At 72.2% G+C, this 18,614-nt stretch carries 18 protein-coding genes; 4 read left to right on the top strand and 14 right to left on the bottom strand.

Going from position 1 to position 18,614, the window contains the following annotated elements; translation table 11 throughout:
• Nucleotides 1-30: 30 nt before the first annotated feature.
• The 9 genes from ACGFNH_RS16760 to cobF all read right to left on the bottom strand — a co-directional run bounded on the left by ACGFNH_RS16760 (nucleotide 31) and on the right by cobF (nucleotide 8,236).
• A complete protein-coding gene (locus ACGFNH_RS16760) occupies nucleotides 31-753 on the bottom strand; it encodes a DUF429 domain-containing protein (RefSeq protein ID WP_393654268.1) in 723 nt (240 codons plus the stop codon).
• A gap of 104 nt (nucleotides 754-857) precedes the next feature.
• Nucleotides 858-2,135, bottom strand: a complete 1,278-nt coding sequence (locus tag ACGFNH_RS16755) for a cytochrome P450 (RefSeq protein ID WP_393654266.1) — start codon at nucleotides 2,133-2,135, stop codon at nucleotides 858-860.
• 155 nt (nucleotides 2,136-2,290) lie between these two features.
• Nucleotides 2,291-3,502: an MAB_1171c family putative transporter gene (locus ACGFNH_RS16750; protein ID WP_393654265.1), complete on the bottom strand. Its 1,212-nt coding sequence runs from the start codon at nucleotides 3,500-3,502 to the stop codon at nucleotides 2,291-2,293.
• Nucleotides 3,495-4,274, bottom strand: a complete 780-nt coding sequence (locus ACGFNH_RS16745; RefSeq protein ID WP_393654263.1) for a hypothetical protein — start codon at nucleotides 4,272-4,274, stop codon at nucleotides 3,495-3,497. Before ACGFNH_RS16745 ends, ACGFNH_RS16750 begins: the two co-directional genes overlap by 8 nt.
• Nucleotides 4,261-4,752 (bottom strand): helix-turn-helix domain-containing protein, encoded by a 492-nt coding sequence (locus ACGFNH_RS16740; RefSeq protein WP_393654495.1) that lies wholly within the window; start codon nucleotides 4,750-4,752, stop codon nucleotides 4,261-4,263. The genes ACGFNH_RS16745 and ACGFNH_RS16740 overlap by 14 nt, the downstream gene beginning before the upstream one ends.
• A gap of 239 nt (nucleotides 4,753-4,991) precedes the next feature.
• Nucleotides 4,992-6,005 carry a zinc-binding alcohol dehydrogenase family protein gene (locus ACGFNH_RS16735; RefSeq protein WP_393654261.1) on the bottom strand — a complete coding sequence of 338 codons (1,014 nt, stop codon included), beginning with the start codon at nucleotides 6,003-6,005 and terminating at the stop codon, nucleotides 4,992-4,994.
• A 4-nt stretch (nucleotides 6,006-6,009) separates the two neighbouring features.
• Nucleotides 6,010-6,921: a hypothetical protein gene (locus ACGFNH_RS16730; RefSeq protein WP_393654259.1), complete on the bottom strand. Its 912-nt coding sequence runs from the start codon at nucleotides 6,919-6,921 to the stop codon at nucleotides 6,010-6,012.
• A 62-nt stretch (nucleotides 6,922-6,983) separates the two neighbouring features.
• On the bottom strand, nucleotides 6,984-7,382 hold the full coding sequence (locus ACGFNH_RS16725) for a MerR family transcriptional regulator (RefSeq protein ID WP_393654257.1): 399 nt from the start codon (nucleotides 7,380-7,382) through the stop codon (nucleotides 6,984-6,986).
• Nucleotides 7,383-7,468: 86 nt separating this feature from the next.
• Complete coding sequence (gene cobF, locus ACGFNH_RS16720; protein WP_393654255.1) at nucleotides 7,469-8,236, bottom strand: precorrin-6A synthase (deacetylating); 768 nt, start codon at nucleotides 8,234-8,236, stop codon at nucleotides 7,469-7,471.
• Between the two features lie 101 nt (nucleotides 8,237-8,337).
• Here cobF and ACGFNH_RS16715 point away from each other — a divergent pair, with 101 nt between their 5' ends.
• Genes ACGFNH_RS16715 through meaB form a run of 3 tightly spaced genes read left to right on the top strand, consistent with a single transcriptional unit; the run spans nucleotide 8,338 to nucleotide 13,440 of the window.
• The gene (locus ACGFNH_RS16715; RefSeq protein WP_393654253.1) at nucleotides 8,338-10,212 is read left to right on the top strand and encodes a methylmalonyl-CoA mutase family protein; all 1,875 of its coding nucleotides are present in this window, start codon (nucleotides 8,338-8,340) and stop codon (nucleotides 10,210-10,212) included.
• Nucleotides 10,212-12,440, top strand: a complete 2,229-nt coding sequence (scpA, locus tag ACGFNH_RS16710) for a methylmalonyl-CoA mutase (protein ID WP_393654251.1) — start codon at nucleotides 10,212-10,214, stop codon at nucleotides 12,438-12,440. The genes ACGFNH_RS16715 and scpA overlap by 1 nt, the downstream gene beginning before the upstream one ends.
• A gap of 4 nt (nucleotides 12,441-12,444) precedes the next feature.
• Nucleotides 12,445-13,440, top strand: coding sequence for a methylmalonyl Co-A mutase-associated GTPase MeaB (gene meaB / locus ACGFNH_RS16705; protein ID WP_393654249.1), 996 nt, complete (start codon nucleotides 12,445-12,447; stop codon nucleotides 13,438-13,440).
• Between the two features lie 187 nt (nucleotides 13,441-13,627).
• Here meaB and ACGFNH_RS16700 read toward each other — a convergent pair whose 3' ends face one another.
• The 5 genes from ACGFNH_RS16700 to ACGFNH_RS16680 all read right to left on the bottom strand — a co-directional run bounded on the left by ACGFNH_RS16700 (nucleotide 13,628) and on the right by ACGFNH_RS16680 (nucleotide 17,867).
• Nucleotides 13,628-14,341: a zf-HC2 domain-containing protein gene (locus ACGFNH_RS16700; protein ID WP_393654247.1), complete on the bottom strand. Its 714-nt coding sequence runs from the start codon at nucleotides 14,339-14,341 to the stop codon at nucleotides 13,628-13,630.
• Nucleotides 14,342-14,430: 89 nt separating this feature from the next.
• A complete protein-coding gene (locus ACGFNH_RS16695) occupies nucleotides 14,431-14,946 on the bottom strand; it encodes a hypothetical protein (protein WP_393654246.1) in 516 nt (171 codons plus the stop codon).
• 134 nt (nucleotides 14,947-15,080) lie between these two features.
• Entirely contained in the window at nucleotides 15,081-16,247 is a 1,167-nt protein-coding gene (locus tag ACGFNH_RS16690) for an amidohydrolase family protein (RefSeq protein ID WP_393654244.1), read from the bottom strand.
• A gap of 13 nt (nucleotides 16,248-16,260) precedes the next feature.
• Nucleotides 16,261-17,631 carry a glutamine synthetase family protein gene (locus ACGFNH_RS16685; RefSeq protein ID WP_393654242.1) on the bottom strand — a complete coding sequence of 457 codons (1,371 nt, stop codon included), beginning with the start codon at nucleotides 17,629-17,631 and terminating at the stop codon, nucleotides 16,261-16,263.
• Nucleotides 17,628-17,867, bottom strand: a complete 240-nt coding sequence (locus ACGFNH_RS16680) for a hypothetical protein (protein WP_393654240.1) — start codon at nucleotides 17,865-17,867, stop codon at nucleotides 17,628-17,630. Before ACGFNH_RS16680 ends, ACGFNH_RS16685 begins: the two co-directional genes overlap by 4 nt.
• 139 nt (nucleotides 17,868-18,006) lie before the next feature.
• On the opposite strand from ACGFNH_RS16680, the gene ACGFNH_RS16675 reads away from it, so the two are divergent.
• Nucleotides 18,007-18,435 (top strand): HIT family protein, encoded by a 429-nt coding sequence (locus tag ACGFNH_RS16675; RefSeq protein ID WP_393654238.1) that lies wholly within the window; start codon nucleotides 18,007-18,009, stop codon nucleotides 18,433-18,435.
• The last annotated feature ends 179 nt before the right edge of the window (nucleotides 18,436-18,614 follow it).

Here is an 18,614-nt window from a genome sequence, read left to right as displayed (position 1 = left end):
CCTCTCCAGCCTTGCACCGCCTGGCGTCGCTCACCACCAGATGGCGATGGGCAGTCCGTGCGCGGTCAGTTCGGGAGGGTCGGGGAGGCGGTCGGACGCGCCGCGCGCGATGCGGTCGGCGCTCCAGGCGGCAGCCGCGGCGTCCAGTACGTCGTCGGGAGGGACGCGCCCGACGGTGCCCAGGTCCTCGGGGAGGACGACGCCCTGGGTGCGCAGCAGACGTCGCCGCACCTGCTGCCCGTTCCAGCTCTTCTTGCTCCAGGTCACGGGGGAGCCGTCCGCCATGGCCATGAACGAGAGCTCCGGGTGCACCTCGTACAGCCGCCCGTCGCCCGCGTCCCGCACACGGTTCGCCTCACGGAGCTTCTTCACCAGGCCCCAGGTCTGCCGACTGAGCCCGGAGCCGGTGACCCTCCGGCAGCGGTGGTTCGCCGCCGCGTAGTCGTCCTCCTCCCACACCTGGCGGGGCGGTACGGGGAAGACCCTGGCCCGCTGCGGTCCGAGGCGGGCGGCCGCGAGCCGGTCCGCCTGCCGCCAGTGGGAGTCCAGCAGCCCGAGGGGGATGTCGATGCCCACCACGGCCACGTCCCGGGCGTGTTCGAGGAGGCCGCCCAGATCGGGCGCGGCGTGTGCGGACGCGAAGTGTCCCTCGCGCAGCACCACCCCCACCCAGCCGGTGGGGCAGGCGTCCACACCCATCACGTCGGTACGGGAGGCGCCGGAACGGTCGTCGCCGGTACGGGAGTCGCTCACGGCGCCGACGGTAGCGCGGACGCAGAAGGCCCGCCCGGTGCGACGGGGGATGCACACCGGGCGGGCACGAGCACCTTTCTACCTCATCGAGGAGTGGTCATGCATCAAAAGCCTGTTCGCTTTTCCGGATGCCAGAAAACTGGGAGCGAGATCAAGCCACGCGCTCGGATCGACGGCCGATGGCGCAGCTCGTCCCGCGGAACTGCCAGTGAGAGCCCGGGAAAGCGGCCCAGAAGTGCGGCGAGGGCGATCTCCGTCTCCATCCGGGCCAGGGGCGCACCGAGGCAGTAATGGAGGCCATGGCCGAGAGAAAGATGTCCGGAAGGGACGCGGTGCGGATCCAGGCGGTCCGGATCCGGGAACTGTTCCGGGTCCCGGTTGGCGGATGCGAGGGAGAGCAGGACGGTCTCACCGGCGGGAACGGCCACGCCGCCGATCTCGACGTCCTCCAGAGGGAAGCGGCGGACGGCCAGGGACGCGGGTGCGTCGTAGCGGGCGAACTCCTCCACCGCGGCCGGGAGCTTGGCCGGATTACTGCGCAACTCCTTCAGGATGTCGGGGTGGTCCAGCAGCGCCACCACCGCATTGCCGATCAGGTGGACGACGTTCTCGTAGCCGCCGAAGTGGATGATGAACGCCAGGGAGGTCAGTTCGTCCTCGGAGAGCCGGTCGTCGCCGCCTTCCTCGCGCACCCGTACCAAGTCGGAGAGCAGGTCGTCGCCCGGATCGGCGCGCTTGGCGGCGATGAGGTCGGTGTAGAAGCGCAGCATGTTGCCCGCGGCTGCGCGGGCCGCTTCGGGCCGCGCCGGATCGGGTGCGATGAGCGCGTCCGTCCAGGCCCGGAAGTCCGGCCGGTTGCGTGCGGGAATGCCCAGCAGGTCGCAGATCACGGTGATCGGCAGCGGCGCGGCGTAGGACGCGATGAGGTCGGCGTGGCCCTCGTCCGCGATGGCGTCCAGGAGGTCGTCGGCCACCTGCTGTACGGGGCCCCGGAGTTGCTCGATCCGGCGCGGTGTGAACGCCTTCGCGACCAGGCTGCGCACCCGCGTGTGGTCGGGCGGGTCCATGTTGCCGAGGTTCGCGTCGAGGGCCGGCGGGAGCTGCAGCCCGCTGTAGTTGCCGGCCACTCCGTTCTTCTTGTCGAGCGACAGCCGCGGATCGGCAAGCGCCTGCCGTACGTCGTCGTAGCGCGTCACCAGCCAGGCGGGTCGCCCGTCGCTGCCGGTGATCCGGTGGACGGGCCCGGCCTGCCGCAGCCGGGTGTACTCCGCGTACGGGTCCGCGATCAGTGCTGCGGTGTCGGCGGCAGCCGGGCAGCCGCCGTGGTCAGGGCCCTGGGCGCCGCCGGGGGGTGTGGAGCCGGACTCGGCTGTGTTCTGCATGGATACCGACTCTAGACGCGGCAGTTGACGGTGGTGTGCCCCGGGCCGTTCCGTCGTCGCAGGAGCGGCGCCGGGGATCCTTCCCTCCCCGACGCCGCCCGTGACGTAGGTGGCCCAGACCCCCGTCCAGGGCCACCTCGCTCAGGGCGCCGCGGTCACTGTGGTTGTGCCGCGCTCCGTTCCCGCAGGGTGTCGAGGACGTCGTCCACCAGAGGCAGCCGGTAGACGTCCGCGACAAGTGCCAAGTGCTCGTGTTCTTCGGCCGGATCGGCGCCCATGGTCACCACGACGCTGTCCGCGCTCTGCGCCGGTACGTGGCCGACGGCCTGGTTCTGCAGGCCGCGGCGGAGTGCCGACGCCTCGACCAGCGCGGTGAGCCGGCGGTCGTCGAGCCCGGCCTCCGTGCCCTTGGCGCGCGCGAGGCCGAGGGCCTCCGCCTCGACATAGCGCCGGATGCCGCGCTGGACGTCCCGGATCTCGGCCATCTGCCGGTTGGCCCGCCACTCCACATCGGCGAAGGGCCACAGCGCCGGCCAGGAGCGCTGCTCCATCGTCACCTCGGGGGCGTCCGCGGTGACGGTCCGCCACAGCGGCTCCAGACGGCGCAGCCTGCGCCAGGCCGACACCCGGGGACCGATCGCGGGCAGCGCGAACCCGGTGAGGACCAGCAGCGCGGCGACCGAAGCACTCATCGGCGCAACGCCGTTGGAGAGCCAGTACAGCTCGCGGCCCGTCCAGGAGAAGACGAAGCCGGTCAGCTTGCAGGCGCAGTACAGCAGCCCCAGCCAGCAGCCGGCGGCGATCACCCGCAGACCGCGGGCGAGCCAGGAGCCGTCAAGCCGCCCGGCGTACCGCGGGCAGAGGACGCCGAGTGCGGCGAGACCGGTCCCGAAGATGGCCAGATAGATCACCAGGAAGGCGACGACGCCGGGTGCGTCCGCGTAGGCCGTGCTGAAGTCGCGCGGATGCTCGACGGAGTCCGGGCGGCCGACGGCGAAGCAGACGACGGCCGCGGTCCACACCGCACCGACGACGGCCACCACGGTCCACGCCCGCCGGGCCGTACGGGCGCGCTCCTCCTCGCTCGTACCGCCGGTCCAGCGCAGCAGCAGCACCAGGGCGCCGATGGCGAACTGCACCACCGACGAGTAGAGGAAGACCATCGCGAGGTTGGCCACGCCGGTCAGTTGGTCGAACGCGCGGTACACGCTGGGCGCGGACAGCAGGAAGACCGTCGCCACACCGGCCGTCATGACACAGGTCAGCCCGAGGTCGGCGTTCCTGCGATCGCGCAGCCAGGCCCGCGTCTTGTACGCGACGATGGCCCACGCGATCGCGCCGAAACAGAGGTAGATGACGTCAAACACGGGCGTCCCCGCCCTCGTCGGGCGACGCGTGGCCGGTTACCCGGAGGTCGCCGCTCCCGTCCGCGCCGCTCCCGTCCGCGCCGCTGCCGCTGCCGCTGCCGCTGCCGCTCCCGTCCGCGCCGCTGCCGATTCCGTCCGGGCCAGCGCTTCTCGTGCGGCGTACGTGCTGGAGCGCCGGGCCGAGCTGGGCCGCGAGTTCCGCCGCCTGGCCCTGCAGCGGGGGGCCTTCGTCCACGGACGAGGGCACGACATGCTCCATCAGCAAGGTGCCCAGCACCTCGGTCTCGCGTTCGGTGACGTTGTCGTAGCAGTGGTGCCGCGCGAAGCCCATGGTCAGTCCCATACGGCGCATCGCCGTGGCCACGTCGACCGAGGGCGTCCAGACGCGCAGGGCGTCCTCGGTGACGGCGGGGTCCTGTTCGTGGCCGAGCAGAAGATGGCCGATTTCATGCAGCACGATGTGGACCTGGTGCCAAGGCGAGGTCTTGAGCTCGTAGAAGATCCAGTAGCCGTCCTCGGTGGTGGCCGTCATGCCGGAGACCACCCCGTCGAGGCTCATCGGCACCAGGTGGATGGAGCGCGAGACACGGCGCGCGACCACATCGCACAGCCCCTGCAGATCGGTGGACGCCGGCAGGCTCAGCCCCTTGATGAGCTGCTTGCACCGTCTGCGCATTCCTCCGACTCGCACACCCGCACCCTCCTCGTCACCGATCCGCCGCCACTCGTGGAAGAGCCCGGTCCGGGCCCGGTCCACCTCATCGACCTCCATGTGAGGCATCACCCCCGGACTCCGGCCGGCTGTCCGGGAGATTCATCTGCCGGCGGAACTGGCTGATGATGTCGGTCAGGCTGTCCTGCACCTCCGGCGGAAGTCCCACCGAGCGCAGAGCGATGGCGCGCACCCGCTGGTCGCGCATGGCGACGAGGAACTGGACCTCCTCCTCGACCCGTTCCGCCTGCGATTCCGAGAGGTCGCCCAGGAGATAGCCGACCGGCACGGCGAAGAACTTGGCGAGCGCGCGCAGGACTTCAGGGCTCGGATTGCCCCGCTTGCCATTGCGCAGCATCGACAGATACTGCTCCGTGAGCGTGACGCCGCCGTATTCGCTTCCGCGGCTGATCTCCTCGGCCACAAATGCGTTCGTGTACGGGGATCCCGGTGGATGCATGTTCGTGAACAGGTAGTTGAGCCGGCGAGCGAGCGGCGACCCCGCAGCCTTCGGCGATGCGCTGTCCCCGACCGGCATCTTCACCTTCTCCCAGCGTCCGCTGCCTGCGATTCACGGTCAGTTAAGTCGTACCAACCCGCGTAGAACATCTTGCCACGGCAGGAACGGAGGGCACCAGCCCGGTTCCGGACGGTAGTTGTGCCGGGCAACTTAACCGGCAGTTGCCGGGGTGTCAGGAGGCCGCCGACCGATGGTCCCCAGGTGCTGATGACTCGTCACTGGATGTTGTGAGCAAGGGAGTTGGGAGCAGACATGGATCAGGCAATCAGCACCGCCACGCCGGTGACCCGGCCCGCGGCGAGGTCGGCGAGCGCCTCGTCCGCCCGGTCCATCGGGTAGCGCGCGAGCCGCACCGCGGGACGCAGCCGCGCCGCCTCGGCCAGCAGCGCCCGCCCGTCCTCGCGGGTGTTCGCGGTGACACTGCGCACGGTCCGCTCCTGGAACAGATGCCGCTCGTAGTCCAGTTGCGGGATGCCGGTCAGATGCACCCCGGCCACGGAGAGGGTCCCTCCCCGGTCCAGAGCCGCCAGCGCGACCGGTACGAGGTCCCCGGCCGGCGCGAACAGGATCGCGGAGTCCAGGGGTTCGGGAGGCGGACCGGATCCGGCGGAGGCCGCCCCCAGATCGCGCGCCATGTGCTGCGCGGCGGGGGAGCGGGTGACGACGTGCACGGTCGCCCCCCGCGCGACGGCGAGCTGGGCGGTCAGATGCGCGGAGGCACCGAACCCGTACAGGCCCAGCCGTCCCCCGTGCGGCAACTCCGCGCGCTGCAGGGCGCGGTAGCCGATGATCCCGGCGCACAGCAGCGGGGCGACCTCCTCGTCGCCCCACCCCGCGGGCAGCCGGTGGACATAGCGGGCGTCGACGAGCACGAGTCCCGCGTAGCCGCCGTCGATGTCCCAGCCGGTGTACCGCGATTCCGGGCACAGGTTCTCCCGGCCGGAACGGCAGAAGCGGCATGTACCGCAGGTGCCCGCCAGCCAGGCCGCGCCCACCCGGTCGCCGGCGAAGACGTCCCGGACCGCGGAGCCGGCGGCCGCGACGCGCCCGACCACCTGGTGGCCGGGGGTGCAGCCCGGCCTGCGGGGCGGCAGATCGCCCTCCGCCAGGTGCAGGTCCGTACGGCAGACGGCGCAGACGGCCACCTCGAGGAGCAGCTCGTACGGGCCCGGGGCGGGGACGGTGCGCTCGCGGCGGCGGAGCGGGCCGGAGGCGATCGGGCCCGGCCGCTCGACCGCCCAGGCCCACGTCCGCCGCGCCCCTTGCGGCACGCCGTCAGCCCTCCTCCAGCAGATCGGAGACCGGGAAGGCGGCCGCGTGCGCCGTGGGACGGGAGAGGTAGAGGTCGGCGTGGTAGTAGCCGGCGCTCTCCTTGCCGGCCGGTGACAGGCCCGCGGCCTCGACCGCCTCGACGGCGTTGCGCTGCTCGTCCGGGTCGCTGAAGCGGCGCTGCGGAAAGGTCCGCGAGGTGGCCTTCTGGGTGACGAGTCCGGCGCCGGCCAGGGTGTCGACGATGGGCCCGTAGGAGACCGTACGGAGCACGAACGCGGCCACCCACACCGGCCCGGCGATGTGGGGGAGCAGCCGCTCGAAGGTGCGGCTGGTGATGTAGCCGATGCCGCCCGTCACCGTGATCAGCCGGACCGGCTCCAGCGCCCGGGTCAGCTCCCGGCTGGGCTCGTCGTGCTCCAGGTCCTCCCCGAAGCCCTCGCCCAGCAGCCCGGACGCGCGCCCGTACGCGACAGCGTGGCGCGCCGCGTCCAGTCCGGTCACGCGGGCGCCGTGCGGCAGCCGGCGGGCGCCGTAGAACGTCCGGTCCTCCTCGGCGAGCCGGGCGGTGCTCAGCCGGGACCTGCGGTCGTTGGTGTAGCGCTCGTACAGGTCGCCCAGCGTCACGTCGTGGTTGAGGAGAGCGGCGTTGACGCCGTACGAACAGCAGAGGTCGAGGACCGTCACCGGGCCATCACGCCCGGTGACCGGGGTGTGGGCGGCGAGCAGCCGCCGGAAGATGCGCTGGGCGTGGTGCGGGATCTGGTACTCGAGGGGCCTCAGCGTGCGGAAGTAGCCCCGCGGATCCGGAAGGTCGTAGATCTCGTCGAAGGATGTCTTGCCGGGGCTCTGGGCGGTGGATTCTCCGCCCTGACCTGCGGGGGTGGCTTCGTACGCCTTGTTCTGGATACCGGTCATCGCGACCTCGCCATCACTCGTGCGTCGTCAATCACCTGCTCCGTGACGTATACCCGTAATCGTCACATTCGCTCGACCAGTCGGCGGAACTCGGGGCACTCGGTGAAGTCCTCGGCCGAGCACTCCAGGGCATGCTCGATCAGCTCCTTCGACGCCTCGACCTGCCGGATCCGGTCCTCCAGCTCGCGGTGGTGGCGGCGCAGCAGCGCATGGCGGTCGTCCGGACCGCGCGCGTCGAGAACCGACCGCAGCTGCTCCAGGTTGAAGCCCGCGGCCTTCCAGCGGACAATCAGCGCGACTTTGGCGACATGCCGCTCGGTGTACTGGCGACGCCGGCCCACCCGGTGGGCCGGATCCAGCAGACCGGTCGCCTCCCAGTGCCGCAGCTCGTGATGGCGGAGCCCGAACCGTTCGGCGAGTTCGCCGATGGTCAGCGGCTGCTCCTCACCTCTGGCCCTCATGCTTGCATCAACTTCCGCAACGCAGCCGGAGTCAAGAAAGGCCGGGCGACGCGGTGGCCGGCGGCGTGCGGGCCGTGTCGCCGCCCCTACCGGCGGCGGCGCAGCAGATAGGTATCCATGATCCAGCCCTTGCGGGCCCTCGCCTCCGAGCGCGCCTGCGCGATGCGGTCCGCGACCTCCGCCAGCGGGCCCGCGACCAGGATCTCGTCCGGCGTCCCCACGTACGCGCCCCAGTAGATGTGCAGGTCCTCCTCCCGCAGGCCGAGGTAGCCCTGGTGCGCGTCCAGCATCACCACCACGTCGTCGGCGTCCTCGGGGAAGCCCTCCTCCGTGAGCCGGCGTCCCGTCGTGATGCGCACCGGGCGGCCCACCTGGTTCAGGCCGGTACGGTGCCGGGCCGCCAGGGCCGAGACGCTGCTGACGCCGGGGACGACCTCGTAGGCGAAGGACACCGCGCCCCGGGCGAGGATGTCGTCGAGGATCGCGATCGTGCTGTCGTAGAGCGCCGGGTCGCCCCACACCAGGAACGCCCCGCACTCGCCGTCCCCCAACTCGTCGCGGATCAGCCCCTCGCAGATGTCCGCCCGGCGCCGGCGCCAGTCGTCGACTGCGGGCGCGTATCCGGGAGTCGGGGCGCTGCGGTCGCGCTCCGGGTCCCGGGCGGCCACCAGCCGGTACGGCCGGTCACCGGCATGCCGCGCCAGGATCTCGTGGCGCAACTCCACCAGATCCGCCTTCTCCTGCCCCTTGTCGAGGACGAAGAAGACATCGGCCCTTTCGACGGCTTTCACGGCTTGCAGGGTCAGATGGTCGGGGTCGCCCGCTCCGATACCGATCACGAGGATGTTTCGCACGCTCCGAGTCTGCCGTACGAGTGATGTGTTCATCGAACGAGGGCAAGGTCACAGCCGTGTGACCTGCTGCCACGGGGGCTAACTCCCCTAGCCTTCCCCCTATGACGGTCCTGCCTGACGACGGGCTGTCCCTGGCCGCCGAGTTCCCGGACGCGCCCCGCAAGCAGTGGCAGAGCCTCGTGGAGGGCGTGCTGCGCAAATCGGGTGCGGACGTCTCGGACACCGCGGCAGAGGACACCCTCTCCACCGAGCTCGAGGACGGGCTCACCACGCGCCCGCTGTACACCGCGGAGGACGGCCCCGGCGACCCCGGCTATCCGGGCTTCCCGCCGTTCCTGCGGGGCGGCGGGGCAGCGGGCACCGCGGTGTCCGGGTGGGACGTGCGCCAGCGCCATACGCATCCGGACGCCAAGCGGTCCAACGAGGCGCTGCTCGGCGACCTCGAGAACGGCGTCACCTCCGTATGGCTGACCGTCGGCGGGGCCGGGGTGCCGGTCGCCGAACTCCCGGAAGCACTCGACGGCGTCTACCTCGACCTCGCGCCCGTCGTCCTCGAACCCGGCGCCGACTTCGAGCCCGCGGCGCGCGAGCTGTTCCGTCTCTACGACGAGCGCGGCGTCGCCCCGCAGGCCGCGCTCGGCCACCTCGGGGCCGACCCGCTCGGCCTGTTCGCCCGTACGGGAGAGGACGAGGACCTCGCGCGCCGGTCCGCGGCCGCCGCCGCGCTCGCCGGGCGCTGCGACCACAACTACCCCGGTGTACGGGCCCTGGTGGCCGACGCCCTGCCGTACCATGAGGCCGGTGCCTCGCCCGCCGAGGAGCTGGGCTGCTCCCTGGCGACCGGCGTCGCGTATCTGCGCGACATGACCGAGGCCGGGCTCTCGGCGGACGCGGCCTGCGGGCAGCTGGAGTTCCGCTATGCCGCCACCGCCGACCAGTTCCTGACGATCGCCAAGTTCCGCGCCGCGCGCCGCCTGTGGGGCCGCGTCGCTGAAGTGTGCGGTGTGAGCCCGGCCGCCGCCGCGCAGCGCCAGCACGCCGTGACGTCCCCGGTGATGATGACCCGTCGGGACCCGTGGGTGAACATGCTCCGTACGACCGTGGCCACGCTCGGCGCCGGGGTGGGCGGCGCGGACGCGGTCACCGTGCTGCCCTTCGACAGCGCCCTCGGCCTGCCCGACGCTCTCGCCCGCAGGATCGCCCGCAACACCTCCTCGATCCTGCTGGAGGAGTCCCGCCTCGCACAGGTCATCGATCCGGCGGGCGGCTCCTGGTACGTGGAGCGGCTCACCGACGAGCTGGCGCGTGCCGCCTGGTCGTGGTTCCAGCGGATCGAGCGGGCGGGCGGCCAGGCGGCCGCCCTGCGCGCCGGCGTCATCGCCGAGCGGATCGGCACCACCTGGCAGCGCCGCTCCGAGGACCTGGCCCACCGCCGCGAACCGGTCACCGGCGTCAGCGAGTTCCCGTTCCTGGCCGAGCGGCCCGTGGAGCGCGAGCCCGCGCCCGCCCGCCCGTCCGGCGGACTCCCGGTGGTGCGCCGCGACGAGGCGTACGAGGTGCTGCGGGCCCGTTCCGACGCACATCTGACCGCCACCGGTGCCCGGCCCAAGGTGTTCCTGGCGAACCTGGGGTCGCCCGCCGCGTACACCGCGCGGTCGACCTTCGCCGCCAACCTCTTCCAGGCGGGCGGCATCGAGCCCGTTCCGGCCGAGGACGGCCGCCCGCTCGCCGAGTCCTTCGCCGCCAGCGGCGCCCGGGCCGTCTGCCTCTGCTCCAGCGACGCGGTGTACGCGGAGCGGGCCGAGCAGGTCGCGGCCGAGCTCACCGCCGCCGGTGCCACCCGCATCCAGCTGGCGGGAAGGCCGGGGGAGAAGCGGTCCGCCTACGAGGCCGCCGGGATCGGGACGTTCCTGTACGCGGGCGCCGACGCGGTCGCGGCCCTGACCGCGGCCCTCGACGACATGGGAGTGGCGTGATGCACGGCAAGGCGGGAGAGCCCGCGACGATCCCCGACTTCACCGGCGTCGACCTGGACCCGGGCGGGGACACCCCGGCCGTCACCGGCGACCAGTGGCGCGCCGCGCTGAAGGAGTCCACCGGCAAGGCGGACGACGACCTGGTGTGGGACACCCCCGAGGGCATCGGCGTCAAGCCGCTCTACACCTCCGAGGACCTGGAGGGCCTGGACTTCCTCGCGACGTACCCGGGCATCGCCCCGTATCTGCGCGGGCCCTACCCGACGATGTACGTCAACCAGCCCTGGACGGTGCGTCAGTACGCCGGCTTCTCCACGGCCGAGGAGTCCAACGCCTTCTACCGCCGCAACCTCGCGGCCGGCCAGAAGGGCCTGTCGGTCGCCTTCGACCTGCCCACCCACCGCGGCTACGACAGCGACCACCCGCGCGTGACCGGCGACGTCGGCATGGCGGGCGTGGCGATCGACTCGATCTACGACATGCGGCAGCTCTTCGACGGCATCCCGCTGGACAGGATGAGCGTGTCGATGACGATGAACGGCGCGGTGCTGCCCGTGCTGGCGCTCTACATCGTCGCCGCGGAGGAGCAGGGCGTACCGCCGGAGAAGCTGGCCGGGACCATTCAGAACGACATCCTCAAGGAGTTCATGGTCCGCAACACCTACATCTATCCGCCGCTGCCCTCGATGCGGATCATCTCCGACATCTTCGCCTTCACTTCGCAGAAGATGCCGCGGTACAACTCCATCTCCATCTCCGGCTACCACATCCAGGAGGCCGGGGCCACGGCCGACCTGGAGCTGGCGTACACGCTCGCCGACGGGGTGGAGTATCTGCGCGCCGGGCGCGAGGCAGGGCTGGACGTGGACGCGTTCGCGCCCCGGCTCTCCTTCTTCTGGGCGATCGGCATGAACTTCTTCATGGAGGTCGCCAAGCTGCGCGCGGCACGGCTGCTGTGGGCCAAGCTCGTCAAGCGCTTCGAGCCGCAGAACGCCAAGTCGCTGTCGCTGCGCACCCATTCGCAGACCTCGGGCTGGTCGCTCACCGCGCAGGACGTCTTCAACAACGTGGCGCGCACCTGCGTGGAGGCCATGGCCGCCACCCAGGGCCACACCCAGTCCCTCCACACCAACGCGCTCGACGAGGCGCTGGCCCTGCCGACCGACTTCTCGGCCCGTATCGCCCGCAACACCCAGCTCCTGCTCCAGCAGGAGTCGGGCACCTGCCGGGTCATCGACCCGTGGGGCGGCAGTGCCTACGTCGAGCGGCTCACGCACGACCTGGCGCGGCGGGCGTGGCAGCACATCGAGGAGGTCGAGGCGGCCGGCGGCATGGCCAAGGCGATCGACGCGGGCATCCCCAAGATGCGCGTGGAGGAGGCGGCGGCCCGCACCCAGGCCCGTATCGACTCCGGGCGCCAGCCGGTCATCGGGGTCAACAAGTACCGGGTCGGCGGCGATGAGGAGATCGAGGTCCTCAAGGTCGACAACACCTCGGTGCGCGCCCAGCAGATCGAGAAGCTGAAGCGGCTGCGCGCCGAGCGCAACGAGGCCGTGTGCCAGGCCTCGCTGCACGCGCTGACCCGGGCCGCCGAGTCCGGACCGGGCGCCGGCCTGGAGGGCAATCTGCTCGCGCTGGCCGTCGACGCCGCCCGCGCGAAGGCGACCGTGGGCGAGATCTCGGACGCCCTGGAGAAGGTGTACGGACGGCACTCCGGCCAGATCCGTACCATCTCCGGTGTGTACAGGGAGGAAGCCGGACCGTCGTCCGGAGTGGAGCGCACCCGGGCGCTTGTCGAGGCCTTCGAGCGCGAGGAGGGCCGCCGTCCGCGGATCCTGGTCGCCAAGATGGGCCAGGACGGGCACGACCGCGGCCAGAAGGTGATCGCCACGGCCTTCGCGGACCTGGGCTTCGACGTCGACGTCGGCCCGCTGTTCCAGACACCGGCCGAGGTGGCGCGTCAGGCGGTGGAGGCCGACGTGCACATCGTCGGGGTCTCCTCGCTGGCCGCGGGGCATCTGACGCTGGTGCCCGCGCTGCGCGAGGAACTCGCCGCGCAGGGCCGGGAGGACATCACCATCGTGGTCGGCGGCGTCATTCCGCCCCAGGACGTCGAGACGCTGAAGGAGATGGGCGCCGCCGCGGTCTTCCCGCCCGGCACGGTCATCCCCGACGCCGCCTACGACCTGCTGAAGGCCCTCGCCGGGGTCCTCGGCCACGAGCTGTGAGCCCATGACTGCCCGTAGGACCCGGACCATCGACACCGACGCGTACGCCAAGGGCGTGCTGGAGGGGTCCCGGGCGCATGTCGCCCGGGCCATCACCCTCGTGGAGTCCACCCGTGCCGATCACCGGGAGGCCGCGCAGCGGCTGCTGATCGAGCTGCTCCCGCACACCGGTGCCGCGCGCCGGGTCGGGATCAGCGGGGTTCCCGGTGTCGGCAAGTCGACCTTCATCGACGCGCTCGGGTCGCTCCTGACCGGACAGGGACACCGGGTCGCGGTCCTCGCCGTCGACCCGTCATCCACCCGTACGGGCGGCTCCATCCTCGGCGACAAGACGCGGATGGAACGGCTGGCGGTGGACCCCGCGGCCTTCGTCCGGCCCTCGCCGAGCGCGGGCACGCTGGGCGGTGTCGCCCGGGCCACCCGCGAGTCGATGGTCGTGATGGAGGCGGCGGGCTACGACGTGGTGCTGGTCGAGACTGTCGGCGTCGGCCAGTCCGAGACGGCCGTGGCGAACATGGTCGACACCTTCCTGCTGCTCTCCCTGGCACGCACCGGCGACCAGCTCCAGGGCATCAAGAAGGGCGTGCTGGAACTCGCGGACATCGTGGCCATCAACAAGGCCGACGGCCCCCACGAGCGGGACGCGAAGTCGGCGGCCCGCGAACTGGCGGGCGCGCTGCGGCTGTTGCAGCCGCAGGACGCCGAGTGGAACCCGCCGGTGCTCACCTGCAGCGCGCGGGAGGGGACCGGACTCGACACGCTCTGGGACCGTCTGGAACAGCATCGCAAAGTGCTGGACGCGACCGGACGGCTGGCGGAGAAGCGGCGGGAGCAGCAGGTCGACTGGACTTGGTCGATGGTCCGCGAACAGCTTCTGGCCCGTCTGCGGGACGACCCCGAGGTACGCCGCCTGGCGCCGGAGCTCGAACAGCAGGTGCGGGACGGGACGCTGACGGCCACCCTCGCGGCCGAGCGCCTGCTGTCGGCCTTCGGGCACTGAGGCGCTGAGTCCCCGGGGCTGCCGAGGTGCTGAGACCTCGCTGACGTGGTGATTTCCCGAGAGCCGGTGAGGCGCCGAGTCTCCGCGGGGAGTCGTGCTCCCGGGCGACGGCTCGCGGAAGTCTCCACGCGGAGCCGGCGGAGAGGCATCCGCCGCGTACGGGCATCGCCCCGGGAGGGGCGGTGCCCTATGCGTCGACCGCGACCAGGCGCTTCCCGTCGAGCGTCCGGACCTCGAACCGGTCGATGTCCCGGCGGTCCATGGCGGCGCCGCCCTCCGAACGGAGAGCCTTGTTCTCGGTGATCGTGCCGGGAACGCCGTAGCCCCGCTCCGGTACGGACCAGGTGGAGACGGTCTCCTCCTCGCCGTGCTTGCCGACGGCGACGAGGGTGCACGTCAACGGGCCACGGACATTCCGGACTTCGATCCCGACGTCCGTCCCCCAGACCCGTTGCGTCATGGAGACCATCGCGGACACACCGCTCGAGGTGTCCGTGTGCCGGACCTTCTCGTTCACGGCCAGCACCTTCTCGCCGGGGTCGGCGGGTGGAGCCGGGCCGGGTCCGGACGCGGCGAGCCCGCCCACCACGGAGCCGCCGACGACCAGCGCGGCGGCCGCCGCGACCAGGTACAGCCGCCGTTTCCGGCCGGCCCGCCGGGCTGTGGCCACCTCGCCGGTGACCCGGTCCAGCAGTCCGTGGCTGGGCTGAGGCAACCAGGTCTCCCCCGGCGGCCATGTCGCCGCGAGACCCGCGAGCAGCGTCTCGATGCCGGCGAACTCGCGGAGCTGCGCCACACAGGTCGCGCACTCGTCCAGGTGCGCCTCGAAATGCCAGGCGTCGGCCGGGTCCATGATGCCCAGCGCATAGGCGCCTGTGGCGAGATGCTGCTGCGTTCTCATTCATCGCTCCTTGTCCGCCATCAGGTACGCAACGGAGGGGCGATCGGCTCAACGGAGCGGCGAGCGAGTTGACAGATGTGTCAGAAACCTCAGAAGAGGTGGATGGCCAGGTGCCCGAGCGGCAGCCCGAGCTGCCACGCGGGGATCCACACCTTCGGCGCGTCCTCCTCGCAGGAGTCGAGACCGGCGTCGCTCCATGGGCCGGGCGCGTCCAGGTCGGCGGCGAGCAGCTCGGTCTCGTCCAGCCACCGCCAGGCGTCCCTGGCCAGCCGGAGGTCGGGGCTCGGGTCGTCCTGGCCGAGGTCCTCCTGCTCGAGATGCGCCAGCCGCTCGCGGACCCACTCCTCCCACGGCTGGTCGTGGGAGGTGAGCGAACGCCAGTGCTCCATCTGCGAGATGACGCGGATGCCGGACAGCTCGCCCTCGGTGTCGGAGAGGAAGATGGTCAGGGCCAGGGCGTCCCGGCCGGCCCGGAACTCGAAGGTCGTCGGGGGCATGAGGTCACCGGTCCGCAGCAGTTCGTCGGCGATGTACTCCGCGTACATCCACGCCATCGGAACCGCCAACTCGCCACCGCTGGTGCCGTACGAGCAATCGGGACGCATCCCGCAACACCTTCTTCCGGTTCTTCCGGTCTCCTGCTCACGCGTCGAGGGGACCCCCGAGCGCTGATTCTTCACCCTCACACACGCGGCGCGTGCGAGGTTTGCTCAACGCATATGTGGGGTAATGCCGTCCGTCACACTTCCAGCCCGTAGACGCGGCGTGCATTCTCCGCTCCGATCATGGCCGCCACCCGCTCCGCGTCGGCCGCGGACCAGGCTCCCGAAGCGGTCCAGCGGGTCAGCAGGCCGGTCAGGGCCTCGCGGAAGAGGCGCGCCCCGACGACGTACAGCTCGGGCAGCCCGTAGGCGTCGGTGGAGAACAGGAGCTTGCCGAACGGGACCAGCTCCAGCACCTCGGCGAGGACGGCACCGGCCCGCGCCCCGGTGTGGTTCAGCGCGAGGCCCACGTCGGCGTACACATGCGGGTACACGTTGGCGAGGTAGGCCGCGCCCCGGTGGTACGGGTAGCCGTGCAGCAGGACGAGCGGGCAGCCGGTGGAACGGACGGCCCGGATGAAGTCGGTCAGCAGGAGCGGGTCGCTGCGGTGCAGGGTCACGTCCGGATCGCCGAACCCGGTGTGGAACTGCAGCGGGAGCCCGGTCCGCGCCGCGGACCACAGCAGATGGCGCAGCAGCACGGGGTCGGTCATCCGGCCGCCCGTCGCCCGGCCGTCGAGCCAGCGCCGGGCCGCCTCGCGCACCTCGGCCGGGTCGGGCGGGTCCGGAGCGATGTCGAGCCCGTACCGGTAGGCGACCACGGACTTGAAGCCGGCCGCCGTCCGCGCCGCCGTCCGGACCGCCTCCGCCAGGTCGTCGAGGAAGGGCTCCGCGGTCCGTGCCCCGTCGGCCGTCTCCTCGGCCAGCAGCTCCAGACGGACGATCCGGCGCGCCGACGCCCCGGCCAGCTCGGCGAGTTCGTGCGCGTACGTCAGATCGCCGGACGGCCCTGTGTCCACCAGATAGGAGGCGATCCCGGTCGCCCGCAGCAGCCGCCGGGCCACCTCGTCCGCGCCCAGCTCAAGCCGCCGGGCGACGTAGACCGAGGGCGGGCAGTGCGGTTCGAGGTCCAGGAGCGGCGGGCACCAGCGCCGGACCGCGAAGCCGAGCTGGGTGTCGAAGTACGAGGTGCCGGGCGCGGCCGGGACATCGGACTCCGTGAGATACGAGGTGAACGCCGCCGCGTCGAGGCCGGAGCGGACGATGCCGTGGCCGTGCTGGTCCACCAGGGGCGGCAGCCGCGGAGCCGAGCCCGGCGGCGCATCGCGGACCGGCTCCCCGGGCTCCGGTACCGCCGTCCCCACCGTCCCCGCCGCCTCAGTACCGCCAGCGGGTGGCGGCCGCGATGTGCTCGGGACCCGCCCCCGCGAACAGTTCCACCTCTGCCCGGCGCACCGCGGCGACCGCCCCGAACAGCGCCTCGCCCAGGGCCTCCCGCAGCACGGCCGAGTCCTCGAAGTGCCGCAGTGCCTCCGGCAGCGACATCGGCAGCCGCGGCACCCGCTCCGCGTGCACCGGGTCGCCCGCCACCGGCGGTGGCAGCGCGAGCCCCGCGTCCACGCCGTCCAGGCCGGCGGCGATGACGGCGCCGGTGACCAGATACGGGTTGCCGGCCGAGTCGAAACACTTGACCTCGGCGTTCGCGCCCGCGGGATCGTCCGGCGCACCCGGTACGAAACGGATGGCGGCCTCGCGGTTCTCCGGTCCCCAGCACTGGAACACCCCGGCCCAGCGGGAGGGTTCGAGCCGCAGATAGCTCGCCGGGGACGGTGCCCCGATCGCCAGCAGCGCCGGCAGGGCGCGGAGCACACCGGCCAGGAAGCCCTCGGCGACCGTGGTCATCCCGCAGGGGCCGTCGCCGTCCCGGCACAGGTTGATCCCGTCCCGCCAGAGGCTCAGATGCAGATGACCGCCGTTGCCGACGACGCCGGGCTCGACCGTGGGCGCGAACGAGGTCGCCAGCCCGTGCCGTACGGACACCGCGCGCACCGTCTCCCGTACGAGCACGGCGAGGTCGGCCGCACCGACCGGGTCCGCGGGTGAGACGGACACCTCGAACTGCCCCGGCGCGTACTCGGGATGGATCTGGAGGACCTCCACGCGCTGCGCGATCAGGGCGTCGAGGAGGTCACCCACGTACTCGGAGAGCTCCACGAGCCGGGTCATGCCGTATGCCGGGCCCTCGGTGGGGTAGCGCAGTCCGGCCCCCGCCGTGTCGCCGCGGGTGACCACCCACTCCGTCTCGAACCCCATGCGCAGTTCGAACCCGCGGTCCGCGGCGAGGCGGGCCATGCGGCGGGCGAAGAGCCGCTGGCACCCGGGGTGCGGGACGCCCTCCTGGTCGTACCGGTCGACCGGGGCCCAGGCCCAGCCGGGCTGCCCGGACAGCGAGGTCAGCCGGTCGAGGTCGGGGAAGAGCCGCAGGTCGCCGTCCGGGCCGCCGATATGAGGGCTGGTCGTGGCGGAGTCGTCGACGAGATAGACATCGAAGACCGGGGACATGCCGACGCCCCATCGGGCGGCACGCGCGAGACGGCCGGTCGGCAGGGCCTTCGTACGGGTGATGCCCGCGTTGTCCACCCAGGTCAACGCGATACGGCGGATGCCCTCGGCCGACAGTTCCCCCGCCTCCTGGCGGGCCCGCTCCCGTGCGCGCTCGCGGTCGGCGGCCGTCGGCGGGCCGCTCACGCCTCGCCCGGGTGCCACGCGGGCCACTCGCCGGGCCGGTCCGTCCAGTAGACCTGTTCCGGGTCGTCCAGATCGATGTCGGGGAACACATCCCGCACCCGTATCTCGAACTCCTCGCGCTCCAGGGGCTCCCAGCCGAGGCCCTCCAGATGGACGATGCGGTACCGGGCGTCGGTCTCGAACGGGGCCACGACGACCGGGTAGTCCGGATCGGGGTGGTCTGCGGCGTTCTCCATGCCTCCAGGGTGCTCCGGGGCGGTCACTGATGCGAGCGGAGGCGCGGGCACGGCACGGTGCGGGGCGGGCGTACGGGGCGGCGGGGCGAGCCCGCGGAGAGTTGACTGGAGGGGACGGTGGAGCGGAGGGGAGTGCGGAGTGGGTACAGGTGCGGCGGGCTGCCGCTTCTGCGGGATCGTCGCCGGCGAGGTGCCGAGCCACCGGGTCCTCGACGACGGGACGGCGGTGGCCTTCCTCGACACCCGGCCGCTGTTCCCGGGGCACGTCCTGGTGGTGCCGCGGCGGCATGTGGAGACGCTCACCGATCTGCCGGAGGCGGACGTGGGGCCGTTCTTCGGCCGGGTCCGTCGGATCGCGGGCGCGGTGGAACGGTCGATGGGGGCCGCCGGATCGTTCGTCGCCGCCAACAACCGGGTCAGCCAGTCCGTACCGCACTTCCACGTGCACGTCGTGCCCCGCAACCGGAAGGACGGGCTGCGCGGCTTCTTCTGGCCCCGGACGACGTACGCCGACGAGGAGCAGGCGGCCGAGGTCGCCGCGCGGATCCGGGCTGCGCTCGAGGCGTAGGGGGTGTGGGCACTACCGGGGCGAGGCCCGAACGGCGCGGGTCCGGGGAGCCCGACCTGCGGGGACCGGGGCGGAACCGTCGGGGGACCGAGGGCCCCGGTCGGCCGTTTGCATGTTCGGTCGTTTTGGGATGGAGTCGGACTATCAGGGACGTGACCAGTCCTGCGGGGTTTCCTCGT

The organism is Streptomyces sp. NPDC048639 (assembly GCF_043199075.1).
Taxonomy (GTDB): Bacteria; Actinomycetota; Actinomycetes; order Streptomycetales; family Streptomycetaceae; genus Streptomyces.
This window is presented reverse-complemented; position numbering and strand designations above follow the sequence as displayed.